Raw genomic sequence first — 23,229 nt, 5'->3', positions numbered from 1 at the left:
AGCGGCAGCAGGTTCCGTGAATAGCGTGAGCTACAAGGATGTATCTGCAACACACTGGGCAACAAGTGAGATTCAAAAGGCTCAATCCGCTGGCATCATGAACGGCATGAGCAACACCCAATTTGCACCGGAAGGTTCGATCACCCGTGCACAGATGGCTACCATTGCGTATCGCTGGATGCAGCAACAAGCGAGTGCAACAACCGTGAATGGTCCAGCAGTTTCCTTCACAGATGTATCCGCAGACCTGTGGGCAGCAGATGCGATTGCATACGTGCAATCGGCTGGCCTGATGGTTGGATACAACGATGGTACATTCAAACCGGACAGTAAGCTGACCCGTGCTGAAGCGGTGAAAGTGTTGAATGTATTGTTCAACCGCACACCACTAACTGGCGAAGTTACGCCAACGTTCAGTGATGTGCCAGCAACACACTGGGCATATGCAAATATCGAAGCCGCAGCGCAAAAGTAATATTTTTAAAAGAAAAAAGGGGTCATTAACGCAGTAGCATATGGAAAAGAGAACCCCTAATGACGGATAGGATATGACGATACAATTGATAGAATAAAAAAAGAGCTGTTCCAAAAGCCATACATTGGCTAGGAACAGCTCTTTTTTGCGGTTTAGTGTGACTCAACAATGGTACGTCAGATCGTCTAGGTTTGTTAGCGCTTGATCACCCATTAGTTATTCTGTTTACGAAGTTGTACTACTCTTTATCGGGCGTGTGTGAAGCATTCTCGTAAAACTTACCATCCCGCAACTGATTCACGAATCCTTGTAACCAGACGTAGTATTGCTCCGCATGTTGGAGTTTGTGCAGATCACGCAGTGCATCATCTCGATCTTTGGACGAGGTATGTTCCGAAAGGATCATTGTCGACAGGTCAGGAATGACCTCACGAATGCCTTCTAACATGACATCTACTTCCCGTTGGAGCTTGGCTCCAAAGAAATTCTGGAACGTACGATAGAAGTCGGTCTCAGCCAGATATTGATCCTGGCGCTCCTTCTTTTCCTCCAGTTTATAGATCATCTGTGATTCTGTAAGCGAACGAACCGCATAGCTCATGTTGCTCTTGCTCATATTCATCGAGTTTTTCATCTCTTCAAGTGTCATCGGTCGATCCTCAAAATACATGATGCCGTATAATTTGCCAAACGTATGATTAACCCCATATAGATCCATCGTATTGGCGATGGCCTCAATGACTCTCTCCCTCAGCGCATGCCGATCAGGTAACGAAGAATGATTCGGGTTCCCGGCGGTTTCTTTTCCCACAATGTCACCTCTGGTTTATGATAGCGTTCCCACTAGCTGCCTCATATTTTACATGACTTGCTCCAATTTTAACATAAGCCGGAATTAGAATTTTCAATACGAGTGTACAATCAATTTTGTACAGAATAAATATAAAGCTGATTATACTCAAAAATTCCCAATCATTAAAGAAAAATTGGACAGTAAGGGGTGGGGGATTTGCGTTTAAAACTATGGAGGGAGTCTGAGGCGGTACTATTCACGCTGCCAGCTCTAATCCCATTGCTGATCTTCTGGCTGGGACCTCTGGGATATATCGTTTATCTCAGTTTCACCGATTGGGACTTTATGAGCCCGAATAAGCTGTTTGTTGGTTTGGACAATTACAGTTATCTGCTGACAAACTCTGAATTCTATAGGTCATTGAAAGTCACCTTGTTATTCGGACTGGGGAGTGTAATCCCAACTATTGTGGGCGGATTGGCACTTGCGATGCTCATGAATAGCAAGATCAAATCATCCGGAATCTTCCGGACATTACTCTTCTCACCTTGGGTCACCCCGACAGTTGCGGTGTCCATTGCGTGGTCCTGGATCTTTGAGCCAGAAGTGGGACTCGCTAATCTTATGCTGGGCTGGGTTGGCGTATCACCCATTGGCTGGTTGCGTGACGCGGACTGGGCATTGGTTGCTGTTCTGATCGTCACGCTCTGGAAGTCGATTGGGTGGGCGATGGTATTTTATCTCGTTGCACTACGAAATCTACCTTCCGATCTGCTCGAAGCAGCTTCAATCGATGGTGCAAACGGTTGGGATAAGTTCAGAAGTATCACATTGCCGCTGATCTCACCAACGACGTTTTTTCTCTCAATTATTCTTACCATCCAGTCCTTGCAAGCCTATGACCAGATCAATGTCATGACGCAGGGTGGACCGGCGGGATCAACGAGAACGTTGCTGTACATGTATTACCAGTCTGCATTCGAATCCTTTAATGTAGGTGAAGCTTCGTCCATCGCCGTTGTGATCATTCTGATCTGCGTGTTGCTGTCGGGAGTATCCTTCCTGCTTGGCAGACGTCTGGTGCACTACTAATGACAATGACATTGCCCAACAAAAAGTCTAAACGGATGAAGCGCAAGGAGTTGCAGAACGTGTCACAACCGAATTTTAAATTAAGTAAATTGATTCGCTACCTTCTGTTAGCCATTATCGCGCTGGGTACAGCCTTTCCCTTCTATTGGATGGTCATTAGCGGGTTCAAAACCAATGATGAGATCTGGCAGTTTCCGCCGACCTTCTGGCCGGAGACGTTCCTGTGGAGCAACTATGTGGATGCCTGGAATGCGGCACCATTTGCCCGTTACATCCTGAACAGTACCGGTGTAGCCTTAGCCATCTGTTTATTTCAGATCGTCAACTCCAGTATGATGGCGTACGCCCTGACACATATGAAATTCCGTCTCAAAGGTGTACTGACATCCCTGATTCTGGTGGGTTATATGATACCGAGTACGGCTGTGTATCTGCCTAGTTACTTGGTGCTTAGTGAGCTTAATCTGCTGGATTCCTACACCGGCTTGATTGTATCCAACTGTGTCAGCGTGTTCTCGATCTTCCTGATCCGGCAGGCGTTCATGCAGGTATCTCATGAATTGGTGGAAGCCGGACAACTGGACGGTGCATCCCACTTCCGGATTCTCTGGACGATTATTACGCCGCTTGTTCGCTCAAGCTTCGCCGTGATGGTGCTGATTACGTTTATTGAACAGTACAACAACTATTTCTGGCCTATGCTCATCACCAAAGACCCTGATTTACAGCTGGTATCGGCGGGTCTGCGTAGCTTCTTTGTAGAAGGCGGGGCATATGGACTTGCTTGGCCACAGATTATGGCTGCGAGTGCCTTCACCATCGCACCTCTACTTATTCTCTTCCTGTTCACCCAGAAGACGATCATGCAGAGCGTGAATATTACGGCTGGTGTGAACAAGAACTGATATGCACTACCATTCACCTAAAACGGGAGGAACAACAATGAATTGGAGTCAGGCAAGCATGACATGGAAAAAGAGATTGAGGTTGAACTGGAAGGGTGGCATGTCGCTGGTACTTGCGACCAGCTTTGCACTGCTGACCGCTTGTGGAACACAAGCACCCGCAGAATCAGGCACGACGGCTGCTGCCAGTGGAACCGAAGCTCAGGCGAAAGATCCGGTGGAGATTGAGTTCTGGTATGGTCTGGGTGGTAATCTGGGCGATAACATGAAAAAGACGATTGATGCGTTCAACGCCTCCCAGAACGAAGTCGTTGTAAAAGGGATTGTACAAGCAGATTACACGGAAACGGAACAGAAGCTGCAAGCAGCAATTGCTTCCAAGAAGGTTCCAGCCGCTGTACTCAGCTCCAATATAGACTGGGCACGCAAAGGATATTATGCACCCATGGATGAGATGATTGCAGCTGATCCGAATTTTAAGAAAGACGATTTCATTCAGTCATTCCTGAACCAGGGACAGGTGGATGGAAAGCAATACTTTTTGCCAATGTATGGTACAACTCAGATCATGTATTACCGTATGGATACGTTCAAGGAGAACGGAATCGACCCAGCAACTCTGACGACATGGGAGAAGCTGGCTGAGGCGGCTGCGAAGATGAGCAAACAAGAAAATGGTAAGACCACATTCTACGGTTGGGAACCGATGTGGGGTAGAGACAATATGATTGATGCCGTGCTGGGTAAGGGCGGACAGATTCTTAGCGACGATGGCAAAACCGTTATGATCGACTCTCCGGAATGGATCGAGACATGGGACTTGTTCCGTAAATGGATTAACGAAGACAAGATTATGGGCATTCATTATGGAGGTCAGGGCTGGGAGTACTGGTACAAAACGATTGATGATGTGATGAAAAATAAAGCAGCAGGTTATACCGGATCTAGTGGTGACCAAGGCGACTTGGACTTTAGCGTAGTCGCTGCGATGCAACAACCAGGCTGGGAAGGTATTGGTGAAGGAAAACCGGTAGCAAGTGCCATTTCGGCAGGTATTCCGTCAGCAGCGAGTCCAGAGCAACAGCAGGCAGCTTATAAATGGCTTACGTATTTCTCTGAAACTTCGAACACAGCTTCATGGTCCATGAACACCGGATATATCGCAGTACGTCAATCGGCCCAACAAGATCCAGAGTTCATGAAATTCAGTGAGGAAAATCCACAGATCACCGTACCACTGCAACAGGCAGCTCACGCTTCGGCTCCCTTCCAGGATCCAACGGGTGGCAAGATCAATGATGCTTTAAAAGATGCAGCTGATCAGGTACAGATCAATAATATGCCAGCGGAACAAGCGCTGAAGGAAGCGAAAGAGAAAGCACAGAAGGAACTGGATCGGGTAACGAAATAAGAAACGTATACAGGCAATTGACTCACGCGATAAGGGCGGTACATGCTGTACCGTCCTTTCCGTTCATACAAGATCGCAGACAAGGAGTTTAACCAATGCAAGATGAGATGTATGTGGACGGATTACCAAATCCGATTGAAGCCGTTTTGTTCGACAAGGACGGGACATTACTTGATTTTACGGGCATGTGGGGGTTCTGGACCGATTGTGTGTTGAACGACTTCAGAGACCAGTTGGCGACCAGGGGACTTCGTATCGATACAGAGGAATTCCCACAGATCTGGGGTACATTCCACGATGACCAAGGCCGGATGAATGGGTATGACGTGCGGGGGCCACTTGCGATGGGCACGATGGATGAAGTGTATGCCGTGCTGACGTGGCATGGATATCGTGCGGGTCTCAGCTGGGCGGAAGCCAAGATTATAGTCCGGGAGTGTTTGGCGCGAGCGGAGGAAGAGATGGAACAGCATCGTCCGGCACGTCCGTTACCGGGAGTTCAAGAATTCCTTGAACAGTGCCGTAGCGAAGGTGTCGCTATGGGTGTCGTGACGGCAGATGATACACCCAGTGCAATTAAACATTTACAGTGGATGGGACTGGATTCCTTTTTTGACGTGGTGATTGGTACAGATCTGGTGGAGCGGGGCAAACCTTTTCCCGATATGCTACTGCTTGCCTGTGAACGGTTGGGTGTATCCGTGCAGTATACCGTGGTCATTGGAGATACGGACGGAGACATGGAGATGGCACGAACCGCTGGTGCGGGGTACAGGATGGGCATTGGAGAACCGGGAAAAATCCGCTTGGCGGATAGAACGATTCAATCCTTCCATGAATTGCTGAATGGTGGGCTGAATCGATGACAAACAGTCACGCCTACTTGGGCTGGGTACTGTTGGCACTGGCCATCGGGCTGGAGCTGAGCGCTACCATTTTGCTGAAAGTATCGGATGGATTCTCGCGGTTATGGCCTTCGGTGTTGATGTTTGTCTGTTATGGCGCAAGCTTTACATTTCTTAATTTTGCAGTGAAGTATATGCCGCTGGCTGTGGCCTATGCGATCTGGTCTGGCGTGGGCATTACGCTTATTGGCGTCGTAGGGCATTACTATTTTGGTGAACGTCTGCGGCTCACGTCGATGGTCTGGATCGGTTTTATTCTGATTGGCATTATTGGACTGAAATGGAGTGATTCTTGATGAGAAATGAACATACACCGGAGCAACCTATTGCCAGCTTCCAGGTCATTACAGACACACATGTGCGAGATGAGGCAGACCATATTCATAACCGGCATCTGGACCAAGCATTAGCCGACATAGCTACATTTAGTCAGGGGAGCAGCGGGATTATGCATGTGGGCGATGTGACAGATCGGGGGCTGCCGAGCGAATATCGTGAGTTGCAACGCATATGGAAGCAACATGCGGAGAGTTTGCCGGATATTCGTTACACGGTAGGTAATCATGATATTGGAGCCGTGGTATGGCAAGATCCGCCGATCGTTTTGCTTGAGATGAAAGAGGATGAAGTAGCCGAGTTGTTGGAGCAGGAAGCAGATATAGAGCTGGTCACTAAACAAACCGCTGCTGAATCAGCTGCACTGATTGAGCAGTTATCCGGTGGAACCTATACGTTGTCTGCTGCACCTTCGGAGCAGGTGGACCAAGACGGGGGACCGATCTCTTCAGGAGTAGACCCCATTACAGTCGCAGGGTTGTGGCAGCGTCGATTAAGTGATTTTGAAAGGACGACAGGCATGAAGGGCTCTTACCACGACCATTGGATTGATGGGTATCATTATATATTCCTGGGCACCGAGCAACCTCATCCGAAGGATTGCGATATGTCGTTCGAACAATTGGAGTGGCTGGATGCGAAGTTGTCTGAGCATGCAACACTCGATCATCCCATCTTCCTATTCTTACACCAGCCGCTTATGGATACGGTAGCAGGATCGCTGAAGGAACAGGGATGGTATGGTGTGAATCAGGATGCGGAACTCAAGGTCGTTCTTTCCAATTACCCGCAAGTGATTCTCTTCTCCGGTCATACCCATTGGCAACTGGAAGCACAGCATACGATGTACGATGGTGCAGGCCACATGCCAACCATGTTCAATGCGTCGTCTGTAGGTTATCTATGGACGGATCAGGATGAACATCTGGAGGGCAGCGAAGGGCTTCATGTGGAGGTTTATAAGGATCGAGTGGTTGTAAAGGGGCGGAACTTTGTTACGAGCGAATGGATTGAGGGTGCTGAGTTTACGGTGCGTTATCCTGTAAAAGGGTAGTTATTTGGGTGGTGAAAAGGAAAGGGTTACTCTAAGGGTCAATGCCATTAAGACAAGTTAAACTTGATGACATTGCTTAATGGGTGGCCTTTTTGGTGTTCATCTTAAAGATATATATCAGATCATCCACCCCATAAAGTTCCACGTGAAACGTAGCAGGGGAGGCTAGAGTTGGGTAAAGTTGTAAATGGGTATGACAACAAACTATACTCAAATAAGTACACATGAACTCATTCATCGTTAGTCTAACCTATTTACGGAGAGGAAGTAGAAGTGGCATGAGAGAACTTCAAGTTCAAACGACATATGGTACCGTTCAAGGCGAACTTTTGCACGACGCAAGTGTATGGAAAGGCATTCCCTATGCGAAACCTCCGGTAGGTGAGCTGCGTTTCAAGGCTCCGGTACAGCCCGAGTCATGGGATGGAATCAGACAGGCCACTCAATTTGGACCTGAGAATATACAACCACGAAATCATCAACCAGAAGGCCAGACAGAAATTCCGAATGAGTCAGAAGATAGTTTATATCTGAACATCTGGGCACCTAAGGGAAAAAGAGCAACACCACTGCCGGTCATGGTATGGATTCACGGTGGTTCCTTTGTAACAGGTTCAGGTAGCCAGCCGATGTATGATGGTACACAGTTAGCGGTTCGGGGGGACGTCATCGTTGTGACGATCAACTACCGATTAGGACCTTTGGGTTTCCTGCATATGGCTCCATTAGGTGATTCATATGTATCCAATGCAGGTCTGCTGGATCAGGTTGCGGCATTACAGTGGGTGAAGGATAATATCTCTGCTTTTGGTGGTAACCCAGATCAAGTTACGGTGTTCGGCGAATCAGCAGGTAGCATGAGTATTGCAGCACTGATGGCGATGCCAGCGGCCAAAGGACTGTTCCAACGTGCCATTATGGAGAGTGGTGCATCCCAGTTCATGCCGGCAGAGCAAGCTTCAGCGTTGCGGGAAGGGATGTTAAAGATTCTTGGGGTGGACGGGGACAACCTGCAGAAGTTAAATACAATTCCTGTAGAGCAGATTATTGCAGCCGGTGAAACGGTCAAACAGCAGAGCGGGGCAGGTATGGCATTATTCTTCCAACCTGTATTGGATGGGCAGACACTACCACAGGTGCCACTTCAGGCAGTGAGCGAAGGCTCAGCGCAGGATATTCCGGTGCTGATTGGTACGACATTACACGAGGGTGCGCTGTTCATCCAGCCACATGTGCCTTTTTCAAAAGAAATCGATATGGTTCAGGGCGTAGACTTTATGACGCCAGATCTGGAGAACCGGGTAGCCATTGCGGACAGTTATCCAAAAACGGCAGATGGACAAGCCCAAGTCATGACCGATATGTTCTTCTGGCGTTCAGCGCTGCAATATGCTGCGGCACAGCAGAAATATGCCCCGGTGTGGATGTATCGATTTGATTGGGTGATGCCGGAACATCCCTTGTTAAAAAGAGCGATTCACAGCATCGAAATGTTCTTTGTGTTTAATACACTGCATGTCCTCAAATTCATGAATGCAGAACCGGATGAAGCTGCTGCGGCACTTGCCCTCAAGGTACAGGATGCCTGGATTTCCTTTGCCAAGAATGGCCAACCTGAAGTTGCAGGTGTGAACTGGCCTGAATATGAGCAGGATCGTGCGACACTAATTTTCAACCATGAGATTGAGGTCGTACATGATCCGGATGCAGCCAAGCGAGAGCTGTTAGGATTATAACCCAGGCTGATTATTTGAATGGATACTCTGAATAACTGCTATGCGCCCGATCAAAAGAGGACGTTCATTCTCAGAATGAACGTCCTCTTTTTGTAATCTGGCTAATGAAGTAAGCATAACGCAAGCACCAATTAGGGGGGACATTATGCATTGCATTGTTATACTCCAAACATTATTTACGAGAGGCACGAGTGCGGGACACCTCATCGAAGTAGAAGGAACGTTTTCCACGGGAGAAGAGTACGATCAAGACATGAACAAAGAGTACGGCGTAGACTAACATATAGATACCGAATGTCCCCAAGGAGATCCACATTTGATAAGGCTGAAGCATAACATCCTGATGACCTGAAAAAGCATAATCGTTGACCAAGCGAATGATCGTAACGAGCAGCCATGGAACATAGAGTGCGGCAAATCTTTTGAATAACGATTCACTGGTGGGTGTGCCGGTCTGACGATTCACATAGCGGAATCGCAAGATGGCCGAGCCTGGAGTTACCCCATTTCGCACCCAAGGGATGAAGAACAGTACAATGACCATAGCAATGGATGTACTTAGCGCATCACTGATCACATCAGACGCTGTGAAGATTGATATCAGATTCGAAAGGAAGACAACAATGATTCCATCAATAATTAACGCGAGCAATTGAGGCATAGTATACACTCGGTTTTGCTCCACGATCTGTTCACTCTTCGCCTGAATGCTTGCACGTGATGGGAATAAAGCAAGCAGGATGGGCGCTGTGAAAAATCCAATGACTGCTCCCGAAGTATTCAATAACAGATCATCTACATCGAAAAGGCGGTATGGACAATTATAATACCCGTAGAATCCGGTGATTTGAGTGATCTCGAAGAATAAGGAGAGCCCGAATCCACCAAGCAGGGCGTACTTCCAGAATGATCTCTTTTGAAAAAAATAACGGATATATACACCCAGCGGCATGAGAAGCAGGACGTTAAATAGAACCTGCAGAAAGGCTCTGCCCTGAATCATGCTGAGATAGCTGGAAGGCTGAGACCATACAATGGGTGTTTCCTTCATGATGTCTTTGACAAAAGTGAATGGAACCAGATTGTAGTAGATCGTGTCAGCGGCTTGCTGCGCACAGGTATCTCGCGTAGTTGGAAACGGGAGAATGACGAGGCAATAGGCGGCCAGAATATAAAAGATAAACGAAAAGCTGATGCCAAACCGTGACCAGCTGAAGAAACCGTCTTTACGATAACCATAGATCAACCACGGCACCAGCAAAAACATGGCCGCAACAACAAAGATCAAAAAAGCCATTTGCACAGGGAAAACATATGAGGACATGAGTAGGAACTCCTTTGGTATTAAATATAATAACATTCATAGAGACATTAAAATTCATGTATGTGTAGTGCGTATCTAATAGTTACATCATATGTAGTTACCCTTAAAGTGAGGGATGCATGAACCTTAAATTTGGTTTAAATCCATCCATGCAGTGACCAAGCGTATGGAATATACCGTCGAAATCCCGTATACTTGCGGGAATGCCAATCGTAGAATGGAGAGTTTAATACATATGTCTAATTTGCCTAACTGCCCCAAATGTAATTCAGAGTACACGTACGAGGATGGTAACCTGTTGGTTTGCCCAGAGTGTGCGCATGAATGGTCTTTGGAAGCAGACAATGATAACGCTGAGGATACAAAAGTAATCCGCGATGCCAACGGAAATGTGCTAAGTGATGGCGATACCGTTACCGTCATTAAAGATCTGAAGGTAAAAGGTAGCTCGCTCGTGGTCAAACAGGGCACGAAGGTAAAGAATATCCGCCTGATTGATGGGGATCATGATATTGATTGCAAGATCGACAGCTTGGGTGCAATGAAGTTGAAGTCTGAGTTTGTGAAAAAGATATAAGATCAGATTGAGAAACGTTCAGTTCCGCATTCAATGGGAATCGAACGTTTTTTTGTTTGACAGGAAATATTTAGTGGATATATACTGGTTGGAATTTAATTTTTTTGAACATGGATGAGTAGTCTATATATAAGAAAAGGCAGGTGTCAGAGCGATGAAGAGAGATCATATTATTGAATATTATTCCGGGTTTGATGAGTGGGGCAGACTGGAGCGGGAACCAATTGAATTCATCATTAACATGCATTACATCAGGGAACATCTCCCCGCTACTGGTTGTATTCTGGATAATGGCGCAGGACCAGGAAAGTATGCCATGGAGCTTGCGAAGCTGGGGTACAAGGTCACTTTATCGGATCTGACACCTTCCTCCGTGGATACTGCGCGGCAAAAGGCTCAGGAGTTTGGTTTGACACAACAATTCGATGGGTTCCATGTTCTCGATGCCACTTCGCTCTCCGGTATGGCTGACGAGACGTACGATGCGTCCCTCATGCTGGGGCCGTTATATCATCTGCAGACAGACGAAGAGCGCACGGATGCTGTACGGGAGTTGTACCGTGTGACCAAGCGAGGTGGCGTGGTGTTCGTAGCCATGCAGAGTCGAATGCGCATGAGTATCAATTCGCTGCAATCCCCGCAGCACTGGAAACCGAATGATAACATGGCAGCAATCCATTCTTTTGTGGAAAAGGGTATATTCAATCATCAGGATCAAGGACGATTTACGGGAGCATACTATTTTAATATTCAGGACGTTAAACCTTTCATGGAGCAACATGGATTTGAAACCGTTGATTTGATTGGTTCATCCAGCCTTAGAGCGATGTTTACGGACGAGCAGCAGCAATACTGGAAAGAGCGTGGCGAGTATGATGAACTCATGCAATATATGATTGAAGCCGCCAAAGACCCTTCCATATTGGGAATCTCGTCGCATCTGCTGTACATCGGGAGGAAGAAATAAACATAAATGTGCCCTCTGGAAACAGGGGGTACTTGTGTTTTTCATCAAAATAGTTCAATATTAAGATACATAACAAAAGGTGATCTACTTACAATAGGTAAGATGAACAACGGATCGCTTCATACCAGGGAGGAACAGACAATGGAAATCGGAATTAGTACATTTGTGGAGACGAATCCGGATGTAAAAACAGGAGAACTTATCAGTCATGCGCAGCGTATTCGGGATGTTGTTGAAGAGATTGTTTTGGCAGATCAGGTAGGTCTGGATGTATATGGCGTGGGAGAACATCATCGTGCCGACTACGCCGCTTCATCACCAGCTGTCATTCTGGCGGCCGCAGCTTCACAGACCAAGAATATTCGCTTGACGAGTGCGGTAACCGTGCTGTCATCGCATGACCCGGTACGGGTATATCAAGATTTTGCCACATTAGATGGCATTTCGAACGGACGTGCAGAGATTATGGCAGGGCGGGGATCATTTATCGAATCGTTCCCATTGTTCGGCTATGATCTGAACGACTACGATGAGTTATTCGACGAGAAACTGGATTTACTGCTCAAGCTGCGTGATTCGGAAAAAGTAACCTGGGAAGGCAAACACCGCCCTTCCTTTAACAATCTGGGCATCTACCCGCGCCCGGTACAGGAAAAACTTCCGGTATGGATTGGCAGTGGCGGTAATCAGGAATCTGTAGTTCGTGCAGGATTGCTCGGTTTGCCATTGGTGCTTGCCATTATCGGTGGCCGCCCGGTACAATTTGCACCACTGGTGGAGCTGTATAAAAAAGCAGCTGCACATGCAGGACATGATGCTTCCAAGCTGACCGTTGCTTCTCACTCTCACGGCTTCATTGCCGATACAACAGACGAAGCCGTGGAGAAATTCTTCCCGCCAGCGCAAGCGGTCATGAACATACTGGGCCGTGAACGTGGATGGGGACACTACAGCCGTGCAACATTTGATGCAGCGCGTAGCCTAGAGGGTGCTTTGTACGTAGGTGATGTGGAGACGGTAGCTCAGAAAATTATTTACCTGCGCAAAGAAGTCGGTATTACACGCTTCATGTTGCACACCCCCCTCGGCACAATGCCGCACAACGAGGTTATGAGAGCAATCGAGCTACTTGGTAAAGAAGTCGCTCCAATCGTGCGCAAAGAAATTGCACGTTGGGAAGCTGAGAACGAAGAGGCACGTTAATCGACTGAAACCGTTACGGAACTAGATAGAGTCAACCAAATAAAGGAGCAAACTCTAGGCGTATTACGCCAATGGGTCTGCTCCTTTTTCGTTTATCTTCTAAAAGTATCTAAAACAGCACAGGTTTAATGCTTATCCATTCGCAGATGTACTCACAAGGGAGTGTATAACCATGGATAACGTATGATCATAGAGGGTTTTGGCAGCTTCTTCGCTCTCAATATGGCCTCCCAAATACAGATGAATAACACCGTGTAAGGGAGCCCAGATCATCCGAACTGCAAGCATGGGATCTTGTACCTGAAGCATTCCCTGTTCAATGGCTACCTCCACTAAGGCAGACACTTGCTTAAGTGCAGTCGCTGTTCCCTGTAAGGTTTCTCCATCTGGTTTGAATTCGGAAAAAGATCCTCCAAACATCAGCTGATAGAAGCTGGATTGAGAAATGCCGAAGTCCCAGTAGACGTAGGCCAGATCACGGAAATACTGTTCGAACGATGCCTGCCGGGGTATAGTTTCAAATCGCTGGGCCATGAGGGAGCATCCCTCTAAATACAGATGTTTGGCTAACCCTTCTTTTTTGCCAAAAAGGTTATATATGATTTTGGTGGAGCACTCCATGCGTTCAGCTACACGGCGTACCGTGACGGCTTCTGGTCCATGCTCTTGCAGTAAAGCAGCAGCAGCATGCACAATATTTTGCCGCAGATTATCCGAGTGCTGGAGTCTGGCTTCCTGAAAGGTTGTTACCGTATGTGCAGATTCTGTGGAACCCGAATTAAGATCCTTCATTGATTTCATCCTCGTAACCGTATTGTTGTTGAACAGAAACTACGTTTCCTTATCTTAAGGTCATTCTACTGTTTTACGCCGGATGACGTCAATTTAATCCGAGTTTGGTAAGTGAGCAAAACGTTCTAGATCCAAATTTAACAAATATATTTGACAGCGTCATGGATTTTGATTACGATGATTCTATACAGAAACAGTGTTTCCTAGTAAAAACAAGTGTTCAAATTATGCATAGAGGATGGATGAGAGATGATAAAAGAACAGCATCAATGGGTACTTATTACAGGTGCTTCTTCAGGTATTGGGGAAGTTTTTGCACTCGAAATGGCTTCCAAGGGTAAAAATATTGTGCTGGTGGCCAGAACAGAATCCAAACTGAATCAATTGGCAGAGCGTATAGAACGTACATATCAAGTAAGGGCTGAGGTAATTGTATCGGATCTTTCCGAAGTAGAGGCACCTCAGAACGTATATGAGGAATGTCAGAATCGGGGAATACACATCGATATGCTGATCAACAATGCGGGATTTGCAACCCATGGATGTTTTGAACAGGTGGATGGTTCCCGCCAGCAGGAGGAGATTATGTTGAATGTGCTCGCCTTGACAAACATGACGCATCTTTTCTTGCCAGGCATGTTACAGAAGCGAAATGGTGCTGTCATTAATGTGTCTTCGACGGCTGCCTTTCAACCTGATCCGTATATGGCTGTGTATGGAGCAACGAAGGCATTTGTACTTTCTTTTACAGAGGCATTATACGAAGAAAACAGGAAGCGTGGCGTTCAGTTTTTGGCACTATGCCCAGGTTCAACCGAGACTTCGTTCTTTGATGTAGTGGGTGCTGATGAAGCCTCGGTGGGTAAACGTGATACCCCTGAGCATGTCGTGGCGGTGGCCATGAGTGCACTCGAGTCAGGCAAACCTTATGCTGTGCCGGGGGCCGGTAATTACTGGACAGCGCAGTTCACCCGCCTCGTGCCACGCAAGTTGATGTTGCGAATCGTAGGAAGTATGCTCCGTCCACGTTCCAAGGATGGTAAAGCAGAAAAAGTACAAGCCTGATTAGGGGTATAGGGTAAAAGCCTTAGGCCAAAATGCCTTTGGCCCGAGCTTCCTTTATCCAACCTGGAAATTCAGTGAGGAGACGATCGTACAATTCTTCATCGCTGATCTTGGAGATATCGTCGAGAGCAAAAAAGTCAGCATTATCGATGAAACGTCCAGTCATGTCATCGAGTTTTTCAAGGATACCGTAATTGGCTTGTCCCAGGCCAACAAATTGCCAGAACAGGTTTTTGGTTGAACTTTCGGTAATAAGCCGCATGATTTTCCCTTTTTGACTGACTCCACCATCGCTAAAAAAGATAATATACGTTGGAATTTTCACATCGGGTTCCTCGATCGTATATTTGCGAATGACATCCTGCATCACAGGAGGTTCGTTATTGGTACCGCCTTTGCTTCCCAGCGTATATGTGCGTTCAATATAATTCTCGAAATCCCTGGCGGTGACGCTAGGTGCACGCAAGAAGTCTTTGGCGAAGAACCAGACGTCCAGCTCTCCGTTATCATCAAATGCTGATGCAATCGCCAGGATACGCTCGAAGGCTTCTTGCACGATGCCTTTGCGATACAGATGGTACATGGAGCCAGATGCATCAAATACAACGGCAACACGTGCCTGTATAGGTTCGATCTTTTTCTTTTGCAGAGAGAGGGTTACTTTACGCTTGAGGAGATCGATCTTGGTCAGGTTAAGCGGCGGATGAATCGTGTTTGGTGCAGCAACAGGTGCCAAGACTTCTGGAGAGGCGGCTGCCACTTCAGCTTGTGCCGTGAGAAGAACTTGTTCGGCTTCCGAGGTGTCGTTACTCTCAATTTCAACACCGAAGGACTCTGCCAGCGGCTGCAATCCACCAAAGAAACCTCGTCCAATCGCACGAACTTTGAACCCGTCACGATACTTATAGATTTCAATGAAAATAAGTGCTGTTTCCGCAGTGACCTGGGTGATCTCATAGGTGATCTGCTGGGAACCCGCTTGTACAATCGCCTGACATGCCTGAACATCGGCGAAAGTCCCTCCCGCATCCAGAGTAGCCGTAAACACACATTTTTCCACAGGGGCCTGCCGTAATTTATTCGTATCCAGTACAAAAGAGGATTTCAGTTCCTCTGCCTGTTGCAGAAGTACACTTTGATGGGGATCGGCCGTCTGATTATAAAATACAAAATAGTCGTCAGATGGGACTTTTCCCTCTTCATTCACCATAAAGCAGCTAACATCCAAGGGAGAAGGAGATGATGTACATTGAATGGTTACCTGAAGTTGGGTGGATTCGTTGATACTGATATTCTGGCCTGTGTTTGAGTGGATGAACGAGTCTGTCATAATCGGATGCGCCTCTCTTCTCCAATATAATGGTTGAAAATGTACAGTAACAAGATCGATTCTGAGACAAATGTTTCCATAAGTCAATCTTTTCACCGTTGATCCTACGCCTCATCAGACTCGTACTTTTCACGATGTTCCTTCTTCATCCTCACATAGTCCGGATCGGTCTTGGCGATCTCCCATTGCGCTTTGAATATGGCCGCGGCTTCTGCCTTCACCTTATCATTCTGATAGGGCAAGATTGAGCCATCCTCCTTTGAGTATTTGCGTCCTCCTTTGTGATTTGTATACCGTCTGGCCCGTGTATAACCCATCTGGAGAAATTTGCGTGCCATATCCATACCCACGAAATCTCCCTTTTTCTTATAGTCCAAAAATAGCTCATAGATCTTCTCCGATGACTCCGTCGCAATCTCGGGTGTTTTGAACCGCCAGTGTGGCAGAATCTCGCCTTTGTACGGCTCTACCATCAGCACACCCTGCTCGCCCCGGCCTACGGTGTACAGCTCAGGATGTTTGCGCAGATCCAACTCATCATAATTGAGACTGTAATCAAATTTTTTCATGTATACACCCTCCTTGATAGGGATTACCCCGATTCTGAACCAACAAGCACGGTTAATGGGGAACAATAGAAGGAATTACACAGGAGGGGTAGCGGTATGGGAATGTCCGGCAGATATCTTGTGGTAACTGAGGAGCTAGTTGAATTCATCAAGTCAGGTGAGGTTAGTGTGCATGATTGTGCAGTGGATCTGGATATCGATAAAACGTGGCAAATGCTGCAGTTCACGCTGAACGGTAACTTGGTAGAAGGGGAGCCGCCCCTGGGATATGTTGTGCCTCTCGCAGGTGAGCAATACGTGGGAAACTATTCGGATATGGATCTGTTTTTGCTTAGTAACGAGCAGGTGCTGGAAGCCTACATGGCACTGGAACAGCTCACACCGGAAGAATTAAAGGAGCGGTATAGCCTTGACCATATGATCGCTGAAGGCGTCTATCCTGTCATGGAAGATTGGGACGCGGAAGAGACATTTCAGGAGATCGTTCAGACTGTGGATGATGTCCAGGCCTTGTTTCAGGCCACGGCTGCAAGTGGGAACGGGATCATCTTTTATGTTTTCTAAATGAGCACTAAAATTATGATGGGAATTCTATGGCCGACACTGAGGCAGGTTTGAACTACGCCTATTCGGGTTATTGATAGACACAAGGCTCAGGCCTTGATGACATGACAATCCGGTAGAGAGAGGGAATGCGATATGACACAGGATCAGAACGAAGAGAACAAAGCGATTCAAGAGGACGAGCCGGATCAATTCGAGACTCCCGCAACTGCGGAAGATGAAGAAACGGATGAGAAACTTGCAGAAGATCAGGAGAAAGAATAACTCCCAGCATTGCACAATGAAGCAGGATGTTTTATCGAAACATACGATATGCTGAAATATAGATAGACCAGAGGTCGGACATGTTCCGGCCTTTTGGTTTATTTTTTTGCGTATCCGTTTACAAGAATTACCTATACCTTCATAATGGAAATGAACCATATTTTTCTAAGGAGGAGTTCATATTACGAATCGGAAGTTAGTCCAATGGATGGCAGTGCCACTAGTACTTTTAATGGTTGTTCTTACAGGATGTCAGGCTGTGGGTGGAGTAGACGTTGGCAAAGCAATGGCCAATGGCGCGAGTATCAAGTCCGGTGAATCCAGACAATCCATGAATATAAACATAGAACCGGCTAAGGAATTTGCTACAGAAAAAGACCTTGAAATGATCGAACTTATTAACTCCATATCCCTGGATATTGATCAAGCCAAAATGAAAGATGCGAAGACAGCATCGATCAAAGGTACACTGAGCATGGAGGGAACAAAGTTACCTTTCCACGTGTCCATGAATGAGTCCCAATTGGTCATTGATCTGGACGGAGCCCAAAAACCGCTGTACATGTCTCTGGATACGTTCCAGGATGCACAGGCGCTTCCGATGGTAGATACGAAGGCTCTGGAGAAACAACTCGAGGAAATTTCCCCGAAACTGTTCTCTTTTGTCCTGAAGCATCTGTCCAATCCGAAGAACATCTCCGTAACACCGGTACAGGAATCCGTGAATGGCGAAGCACTTAGCCTCTCCAAGCTGCATCTGGAAGTTAGTGGGGAAGAGATGCTTGCCATGGTTAAACCGTTCCTGACGAGTATTTCGAAGGATGAGCAAGGACTGAAAGATCTGATTGGCGATCTGTACGATGTGTTCTACCCTGTACTGGAAGCAGTGAATGAGGTAGAAGGTGGGGGAGACGACACGCTGAATTCGATCGTTCCTGAATCGAAAGATGAAGCCGTTGCGTCTCTGTATGCCATCATCAAAGTAGGACTGGACAGTATGCTGGTCAATTATGATCAGGAGCTGAACAACCTGTTGAATGAGACCCCTGAATTCAAAACGGTCTTTGGCACAGAAACCAAACTGAAATTGGACTTCTATCTCGACAGCAAACTGGATATTCGCAAGCAAAACTTTGAACTGAAAGTAGCGCTGCCTGCTTCTGAGGATCTGCCGGTAAAATCTGTAACCGTAAGTGGAGACAGTGAACAGTGGAATATCGGTGGCACAGTTGCAGTTGATGAAGTGGATGTATCGGGTGGCGTTATGGATCTGATGAAGGATGATATTACGCCTGGACAGATGCTGCGCAATTTTGATTCCAATTCACTCGCATACCAATTGCTGAAAGATGAGGCTGGGATCACGAGTAAAAGTGTAGTGCTCTTCCCGGATGATGAATACGCTGGGGCGATCACGGTTAAGAACACAACATTTGTACCGCTTCGCTACGTGTCTGAAGAATTGGATGCTGAAGTAAAATGGACCAAAGGCTCGAACCAAATCGTTGTCATTGACGACATCACTGGTGATGAGATTGTCCTGACCGTAGGTTCCAAGAAGGCAACCGTTGCTGGTAAAGAAGTAACTATGGTGGAATCCGCCTATGTAGGCAAGGACGGCAAGACGTATGTGCCGCTGCGCTTTATGGCTGAATCCCTTGGAGCTACTGTAGATAAGGAACAAGAAACAGGCTGGATTTACATTGACCGTCCTTAAGGGAGACGTTATAAGTAATCCTTAGTATGAGAGGGGATTTCAGAGTATGCCAGATTTCTCGTAATGATCGTGAAAAGAACACCGCAAAAATTCCGTTAGACCATGAACGGGATACGTGTGTCCTTTTGACCCATTACGAGGAGCTTCGGCGTTTCTGAAATGTTGAAACGGATCGGGGAGTGCCTCTATTGGAGGTGCTCCGCTTTGTCGTTTCATCCTAAATAAATCCCCAGAGGTGTTGTATATGAAAAGTCAATTATTCATCCATTCAAACTCCGTTACGTTGCGTCCATTTACGCTTGAAGATCAGGCTGCCGTGTATGCATTAACCCAACAACCTGAAATCACAGATGTCCTGCCAGATTGGAAGATGACCGAGGAGCAGTTGCGCGAATTCTTACAATTTGTCGTTGGCAGTTACGAACAGTTCAACCCGGAAGATGTGCGCATCCTGCTTGCTGTTGTACACAATAAAGATCAGCGTATCATTGGTTGGTGTGGCGTATTTCCAAATGACATGCTGGATCGTGATGACCGTGAAGTGGCCTACGCCATCTCCCGGGATTACCGGAATAAAGGATATATCTCAGAGGCGGTGCATGCCCTAACAGCATATTTATTTGAGCATACCTTGCTGGATCGAATTGTGGGCATTGTGAAGCCCTTCAATCAGCCGTCACGCAAAGTTCTGGAGCATGCGGGTTTTCGTTATATCTCTCGCAGAATGCTTATGGACAAGGAGTGCTACGATTATTTTGAACTGCTCAAAGTAAAGACCGAACCAGTGCAACCGAAGCAGATACATTCTGAAACTCGCTTACGACGAGCACAGCAGGAAGATGCTGTTGTACTTACAGAGATTTGCACTCGTGCTTTTGATCATGTCATAAAAGTCTGGGCGGATAATGAGAAGGATATCGATAGCAATCTATGCCCGCCTGATTATTCGTCAGTTCGCATGCATCGTTACGTGATCCGTGAATGGGATTATTATGTTGTAGAATCAGATGGATGCGCTATTGGCGGAGTGAGTGTTAACGTGCTTGGACGAAAACATGCCAGGATCGATAAGATCTATATTGACCCGGTATGCCAGGGCCGTGGCGTTGGAACTCAAGTCATGAGGCTTATTGAGGCTGAATTTCCACAGATTGAAACCTGGAAGCTGGAGACCTCAGGTCGGCAGCTGGATAATCATCATTTTTACGAAAAAATGGGATATGTTTGTATCTATGCATCTGAGGATGAGTTTGTATATGAGAAGAACATGTCCGTTGATTCTTTTGATCCAACATGTGATGAGACATTAGCCAAGGACTCGGGTGAGTCGGTGGTTGAATATGTTCAAGCTAATCTGGACTCAGTCCGTTACAGCACCAGTAATCTGACCAATAGTCGGATTACCGACTGCAACCTGAGTGGAAGTAAATTTACCAATTTAAATATGACCAATATATTGCTAGCTGATTTACGCCTAACTGATAGCAAGATTGAATTTTGTGCTTTGGATGGCGTTCAATTCCAAGATACACACCTTGGATCTGACCGTGTACCCATGCAGTGGGCGCATTGTGATCTTGGGGGAAGTCGTTTTATCGATTGCGATCTATCTGGGGTTCAGTTGGAACAGTGTCAAGTGAACGGGATGAAGATCAATGGAGTAGAAGTAGAGAAATTACTTGCAGCCTATGAGGCTATGAAGTCCTGAGGACGAATGGCAGGGCCAGTACGGAAGCATAATAATCCGGTTGAGATGATGGCTGTAACTGTTCCCCGTTAGATTAGAGCAAATGAAGAAATGGGTATTTACGTATGGAGGATGTCAAAACAGCAAAGGGAGGTCTATGGATTATGACTGAACGATTTGCGGGTAAAGTGGTACTGATTACAGGCGGTGGCTCCGGTCTTGGACGATCAGCTGCTGTGGAAGTTGCACGTGAAGGGGCGAAGCTTGCCCTAGTGGATGTGAACATGAAGGCGCTGGAAGAGACCAAGCGTGTGATCTCGGAAGAGGTACAGCATGCCGAGTTTCTGTTAATCGAAGGTGACGTATCGGACGAAGAAGCTGTGAAGAAGTATGTTAGTGATACGGTCAATGAATTTGGGAGTATTGATGCATTTTTCAACAATGCAGGCATTGAAGGCAAGCAGAACCTGATCGAGAACTACGAGACGGAGATGTTCAATAAAGTTATCGATATCAATCTGAAGGGTGTATTTTTCGGGTTGAAGCACGTTCTACCTGTGATGAAAAAACAGGGAGAAGGCTACATCGTGAATGCGTCCTCTGTTGGTGGGATTCGCGCCGTGCCAAACCTGGTTGCCTACGGAGCCAGCAAACATGCCGTAGCCGGCATGACCAAAGATGCAGCGATTGAATACGCCGAGCACGGGATCAGCGTTAATGCAATTGCACCTGGAGCCATTCTGACAGATATGGTCATCGGTTCGTTCAAACAGATCAATCCGAATGACTGGGAGTCAGCATCCAAAGAGTTCGTGAAGGACAACCCGGCGAAGCGTTTGGGTGAACCGAAGGAAGTAGGGCGTCTCGTTGCCTTCCTGCTGTCCGGCGAAGCACCATTTATCAATGGAGCCATTATTCCGATTGATGGTGCGCAGTCAGCCAAATATTGATCCCATAATCATCAACAGCACATCGATGCGACATAGATATATACCGAAGAACGCCCTTTTTCGCCAATGTGCGGATGGGGCGTTCTTTTTGGTGTGATATTTAAGGGGGCGTATCCCGTATCCGGCAGGTTAAGTGTGCTGTAGAATTTGCGGCTTTTTGCTAAACCCGGTACTCCCGGCTGTAAAGCCCATCTGACGATAGAATTCATGTGCAGCTTCACGTTCTGGGCGATTGCCACTGTTCAGAGACAAGGAATCCACGTTATGCGTGGCTGCCCATTGTTCGGCTTCAAGAATGAGCTGACGGCCGATGCCTGAGCCCCTGAACTGGTCGTGTACAACCAATGCCAAGATGCGGCAGTGTCTTCCGTTTTTTTCATACATATAAGAAGTCTGTAATCCGATCAGTCCAACTACGCGGCCTCGTGCTTCAGCAACGAGTGTAGTAAAGTTTGCGTCCGCAGAGATATGGGTATAGCGCTCTTCCATCTCGGCGTACGTGGTGGGATAACCAAGTTGGTCCATCAGAATGACCATATCTTGCAGATCGGTAGTGGAGCTATGTCTAATCGTCACATCCAGGCTCATAATGTTGTATCCTCCTTGGGTCTTTCCTTCAACGAAAGTTCAATAATGGTATCCAGCAGTTCTGCAAAAGAAATGCCTGCAGCAGCTGCACTTTTGGGCAGCAGACTGTTACGGGTAAGACCCGGCAGCGTATTCACTTCAAGCACATACGGCATGCCCTCCCGAATCATCATATCCATGCGAGCGTAGACGCTGCATTTGAGCACCTGATAACAGGCCAAGGCCGCGGCTTCGACGCGATTGTGAAGGTCCAAAGGCAATTGCACAACCTGCTCATCGGCCCCGTGGTCATCATATTTGGAGGCATAATCGAAAAACTCGGCGCTCGAACGAATGGAGATCACCGGCAGCATCTTACCATCCAGAATGGCACAGGTAATCTCCTCACCTTCGATATACTGTTCAATCATGACCGTATCATCCCAGGCGAGGGCAGCCTCTACAGCAGTTGGCAGGGCGGAAGCTTCCTTCACCACTTGGGTACCGATGCTGGAACCGCCTGAATTGGGTTTGACCACCACGGGGTACGTTAATTGTTGAACAGCAATAGAGGACAGTTCCTCCATATGGCTCACTCGCAGCCATTCTCCAGTAAGTACACCTGCATGCTGCATGAGCTGTTTGGACATGTCTTTATCCATGCATACACTGCTTGCAAGCACACCACAGCCTGTGTAGGGAATACCCAGAGATTCTAATGTGCCTTGGACCGTACCGTCTTCGCCGTATTTGCCATGCAGGGCAAGCAGTGCCACATCGATCCCCGCTGACTTGTCGATTAGATCGCGCTTGGTATTCAGCTCAATGGGTACAACCTCGTATTTGTCTCTATTCAGGTTTGCAATCATCTCCTGTCCGGTGAGCAGGGAAATATCCCGCTCTGAAGATGTACCGCCCATAATCACGCCAACTTTCATGTGAAATC

24 protein-coding genes are annotated in these 23,229 nt (G+C 47.0%); 17 read left to right on the top strand and 7 right to left on the bottom strand.

Features of this window, described 5'->3' with window-relative positions:
* Nucleotides 1-475, top strand: a 475-nt coding sequence (locus C170_RS17560) for an S-layer homology domain-containing protein (protein ID WP_235200791.1), incomplete at its 5' end; no start/stop codon positions are given.
* A gap of 238 nt (nucleotides 476-713) precedes the next feature.
* Here C170_RS17560 and C170_RS17555 read toward each other — a convergent pair.
* Nucleotides 714-1,286 carry a GbsR/MarR family transcriptional regulator gene (locus C170_RS17555; protein ID WP_036612321.1) on the bottom strand — a complete coding sequence of 191 codons (573 nt, stop codon included), beginning with the start codon at nucleotides 1,284-1,286 and terminating at the stop codon, nucleotides 714-716.
* A gap of 198 nt (nucleotides 1,287-1,484) precedes the next feature.
* Here C170_RS17555 and C170_RS17550 point away from each other — a divergent pair, with 198 nt between their 5' ends.
* The 7 genes from C170_RS17550 (at nucleotide 1,485) to C170_RS17520 (ending at nucleotide 8,707) form a co-directional block, all read left to right on the top strand.
* Nucleotides 1,485-2,360 carry a carbohydrate ABC transporter permease gene (locus tag C170_RS17550; RefSeq protein WP_036612319.1) on the top strand — a complete coding sequence of 292 codons (876 nt, stop codon included), beginning with the start codon at nucleotides 1,485-1,487 and terminating at the stop codon, nucleotides 2,358-2,360.
* Between the two features lie 59 nt (nucleotides 2,361-2,419).
* Entirely contained in the window at nucleotides 2,420-3,265 is an 846-nt protein-coding gene (locus tag C170_RS17545) for a carbohydrate ABC transporter permease (RefSeq protein WP_036612348.1), read from the top strand.
* Nucleotides 3,266-3,302: 37 nt separating this feature from the next.
* On the top strand, nucleotides 3,303-4,676 hold the full coding sequence (locus C170_RS17540) for an ABC transporter substrate-binding protein (protein ID WP_036612316.1): 1,374 nt from the start codon (nucleotides 3,303-3,305) through the stop codon (nucleotides 4,674-4,676).
* A 95-nt stretch (nucleotides 4,677-4,771) separates the two neighbouring features.
* Entirely contained in the window at nucleotides 4,772-5,542 is a 771-nt protein-coding gene (locus C170_RS17535) for an HAD family hydrolase (protein WP_235193851.1), read from the top strand.
* Nucleotides 5,539-5,877, top strand: a complete 339-nt coding sequence (locus C170_RS17530) for a DMT family transporter (protein ID WP_051447260.1) — start codon at nucleotides 5,539-5,541, stop codon at nucleotides 5,875-5,877. The genes C170_RS17535 and C170_RS17530 overlap by 4 nt, the downstream gene beginning before the upstream one ends.
* Nucleotides 5,877-6,971 (top strand): metallophosphoesterase family protein, encoded by a 1,095-nt coding sequence (locus C170_RS17525; protein WP_036612313.1) that lies wholly within the window; start codon nucleotides 5,877-5,879, stop codon nucleotides 6,969-6,971. Before C170_RS17530 ends, C170_RS17525 begins: the two co-directional genes overlap by 1 nt.
* A 278-nt stretch (nucleotides 6,972-7,249) precedes the next feature.
* The gene (locus C170_RS17520; protein ID WP_036612311.1) at nucleotides 7,250-8,707 is read left to right on the top strand and encodes a carboxylesterase/lipase family protein; all 1,458 of its coding nucleotides are present in this window, start codon (nucleotides 7,250-7,252) and stop codon (nucleotides 8,705-8,707) included.
* Nucleotides 8,708-8,879: 172 nt separating this feature from the next.
* Here C170_RS17520 and C170_RS17515 read toward each other — a convergent pair whose 3' ends face one another.
* Nucleotides 8,880-10,031, bottom strand: coding sequence for a VanZ family protein (locus C170_RS17515; protein WP_036612308.1), 1,152 nt, complete (start codon nucleotides 10,029-10,031; stop codon nucleotides 8,880-8,882).
* Between the two features lie 235 nt (nucleotides 10,032-10,266).
* On the opposite strand from C170_RS17515, the gene C170_RS17510 reads away from it, so the two are divergent.
* From C170_RS17510 to C170_RS17500, 3 genes are all read left to right on the top strand, one after another.
* On the top strand, nucleotides 10,267-10,608 hold the full coding sequence (locus C170_RS17510; RefSeq protein ID WP_036612305.1) for a zinc ribbon domain-containing protein YjdM: 342 nt from the start codon (nucleotides 10,267-10,269) through the stop codon (nucleotides 10,606-10,608).
* A 154-nt stretch (nucleotides 10,609-10,762) separates the two neighbouring features.
* Nucleotides 10,763-11,575, top strand: a complete 813-nt coding sequence (locus tag C170_RS17505) for a class I SAM-dependent methyltransferase (RefSeq protein WP_036612302.1) — start codon at nucleotides 10,763-10,765, stop codon at nucleotides 11,573-11,575.
* A 141-nt stretch (nucleotides 11,576-11,716) separates the two neighbouring features.
* Entirely contained in the window at nucleotides 11,717-12,778 is a 1,062-nt protein-coding gene (locus tag C170_RS17500; protein WP_036612299.1) for an LLM class flavin-dependent oxidoreductase, read from the top strand.
* 132 nt (nucleotides 12,779-12,910) lie between these two features.
* Here C170_RS17500 and C170_RS17495 read toward each other — a convergent pair whose 3' ends face one another.
* Nucleotides 12,911-13,570 carry a TetR/AcrR family transcriptional regulator gene (locus C170_RS17495; protein WP_036612296.1) on the bottom strand — a complete coding sequence of 220 codons (660 nt, stop codon included), beginning with the start codon at nucleotides 13,568-13,570 and terminating at the stop codon, nucleotides 12,911-12,913.
* 249 nt (nucleotides 13,571-13,819) lie between these two features.
* On the opposite strand from C170_RS17495, the gene C170_RS17490 reads away from it, so the two are divergent.
* On the top strand, nucleotides 13,820-14,635 hold the full coding sequence (locus tag C170_RS17490; protein ID WP_036612294.1) for an SDR family NAD(P)-dependent oxidoreductase: 816 nt from the start codon (nucleotides 13,820-13,822) through the stop codon (nucleotides 14,633-14,635).
* Between the two features lie 22 nt (nucleotides 14,636-14,657).
* Here C170_RS17490 and C170_RS17485 read toward each other — a convergent pair whose 3' ends face one another.
* Together C170_RS17485 and C170_RS17480 are read right to left on the bottom strand one after the other, a co-directional pair.
* The gene (locus C170_RS17485; RefSeq protein ID WP_036612291.1) at nucleotides 14,658-15,965 is read right to left on the bottom strand and encodes a VWA domain-containing protein; all 1,308 of its coding nucleotides are present in this window, start codon (nucleotides 15,963-15,965) and stop codon (nucleotides 14,658-14,660) included.
* Nucleotides 15,966-16,069: 104 nt separating this feature from the next.
* On the bottom strand, nucleotides 16,070-16,534 hold the full coding sequence (locus tag C170_RS17480; RefSeq protein ID WP_036612288.1) for a DUF4385 domain-containing protein: 465 nt from the start codon (nucleotides 16,532-16,534) through the stop codon (nucleotides 16,070-16,072).
* A gap of 96 nt (nucleotides 16,535-16,630) precedes the next feature.
* Here C170_RS17480 and C170_RS17475 point away from each other — a divergent pair, with 96 nt between their 5' ends.
* From C170_RS17475 to C170_RS17460, 5 genes are all read left to right on the top strand, one after another.
* Entirely contained in the window at nucleotides 16,631-17,098 is a 468-nt protein-coding gene (locus C170_RS17475) for a DUF1877 family protein (protein ID WP_036612285.1), read from the top strand.
* A gap of 135 nt (nucleotides 17,099-17,233) precedes the next feature.
* The gene (locus tag C170_RS31510) at nucleotides 17,234-17,362 is read left to right on the top strand and encodes a hypothetical protein (RefSeq protein ID WP_268745229.1); all 129 of its coding nucleotides are present in this window, start codon (nucleotides 17,234-17,236) and stop codon (nucleotides 17,360-17,362) included.
* 208 nt (nucleotides 17,363-17,570) lie between these two features.
* Entirely contained in the window at nucleotides 17,571-19,079 is a 1,509-nt protein-coding gene (locus C170_RS17470) for a copper amine oxidase N-terminal domain-containing protein (protein WP_036612282.1), read from the top strand.
* Between the two features lie 244 nt (nucleotides 19,080-19,323).
* Complete coding sequence (locus C170_RS30150) at nucleotides 19,324-20,787, top strand: GNAT family N-acetyltransferase (protein ID WP_051447259.1); 1,464 nt, start codon at nucleotides 19,324-19,326, stop codon at nucleotides 20,785-20,787.
* A gap of 143 nt (nucleotides 20,788-20,930) precedes the next feature.
* Nucleotides 20,931-21,716 (top strand): glucose 1-dehydrogenase, encoded by a 786-nt coding sequence (locus C170_RS17460; protein ID WP_036612278.1) that lies wholly within the window; start codon nucleotides 20,931-20,933, stop codon nucleotides 21,714-21,716.
* Between the two features lie 129 nt (nucleotides 21,717-21,845).
* Here C170_RS17460 and C170_RS17455 read toward each other — a convergent pair whose 3' ends face one another.
* Together C170_RS17455 and C170_RS17450 are read right to left on the bottom strand one after the other, a co-directional pair.
* Nucleotides 21,846-22,304 carry a GNAT family N-acetyltransferase gene (locus C170_RS17455; protein ID WP_235193849.1) on the bottom strand — a complete coding sequence of 153 codons (459 nt, stop codon included), beginning with the start codon at nucleotides 22,302-22,304 and terminating at the stop codon, nucleotides 21,846-21,848.
* Entirely contained in the window at nucleotides 22,301-23,221 is a 921-nt protein-coding gene (locus C170_RS17450; RefSeq protein WP_036612275.1) for a D-alanine--D-alanine ligase, read from the bottom strand. The genes C170_RS17455 and C170_RS17450 overlap by 4 nt, the downstream gene beginning before the upstream one ends.
* Nucleotides 23,222-23,229 lie beyond the last annotated feature (8 nt).

Source organism: Paenibacillus sp. FSL H7-689 (assembly GCF_000517905.1).
Taxonomy (GTDB): domain Bacteria; phylum Bacillota; class Bacilli; order Paenibacillales; family Paenibacillaceae; genus Paenibacillus; species Paenibacillus amylolyticus.
The sequence above is the reverse complement of the archived record's forward strand: the minus strand, read 5'-3'. Positions and strand labels throughout refer to the sequence as shown.